Origin of the sequence: Pseudomonas sp. 57B-090624 (genome assembly GCF_003234055.1) — a bacterium.
In the GTDB taxonomy this organism is placed as follows: Bacteria; Pseudomonadota; Gammaproteobacteria; order Pseudomonadales; family Pseudomonadaceae; genus Metapseudomonas; species Metapseudomonas tohonis.
This window is the reverse complement of record NZ_QKRU01000185.1, coordinates 1-876: the sequence shown is the minus strand read 5'-3', so window position 1 is coordinate 876 and position 876 is coordinate 1. Positions and strand designations below refer to the sequence as shown.

At 54.0% G+C, this 876-nt stretch carries 2 pseudogenes; both read right to left on the bottom strand.

Annotated features, from left to right (window positions below):
* Positions 1-95: 95 nt before the first annotated feature.
* Positions 96-389 (bottom strand): annotated as a pseudogene (locus DMX10_RS32295) (antitoxin Xre/MbcA/ParS toxin-binding domain-containing protein); the annotation flags it as partial.
* Positions 390-660: 271 nt separating this feature from the next.
* Positions 661-876, bottom strand: a pseudogene (locus tag DMX10_RS33090) (hypothetical protein); the annotation flags it as partial.

Sequence of the window (876 nt, the reverse complement as noted above, 5' to 3'; positions counted from 1 at the left end):
AGGCTGAAGCCTTGGGTACGACCGATTTGAATGGTGGCGCGCTCTTCAACGCTGAGTTCGGTATAAGACATAGGGGCAGCACCGTACCGGAAAGGTCAGGTGTTGCACTCAGTTTTTGCCGCCGCCGCCTGTAACCCCGCAGGGTTATCGATAACGTCCAGCGGAACATTGCCGTTCAAATACTTGCAGGGACGGCCAAGCCACTCTTCGACCGGCTGCTGATTACCGAACACATTGATTGCGTGCTCAAGTACCTTCGCGTGGTGGAGGGCCATAGCACTCTGTTGGGAATTGAGGTGTGCTGGCTGTTTAATGCCTTGGCGCTTAATCTTCCTGCTGGACTTGCTCATGATGCGGCTCATGATCTTCTTTGTCGAATACAGGCCTGAAGGATAGCTCGTTACATGGAGTTTTTTGTAGCGCACCGAAATTGCATCGGAGTTCGGGTTCGTTTCTGATGCAGAGCGTGCGCGCCGGTTCAATGTGTCGGTGAGCTATATACGCAGGGCGTGGATAAAGATGGACAAGGACAGCTAGCAATCGACGCAGATCCGACATCTGATTGGATTGGCAGCCAAACTGACTGGCTGCCTGCCTCTTACCGGTTCATGCAAGCATGCCTGCGCCATGTCAGCGGCATATCGACCAAATTCGGGCGGCTCATGTTGTCTCCAGCGCTGCGCGCATCCATTTCGGCATTCTGCAGGCCACTATTTTGCTCAGGTCTTCGGGGCTGAGAGCTTTTTTGATTACAGGGCGGCGGCAAAAACTGAGTGCAACACCTGACCTTTCCGGTACGGTGCTGCCCCTATGTCTTATACCGAACTCAGCGTTGAAGAGCGCGCCACCATTCAAATCGGTCGTACCCAAGGCTTC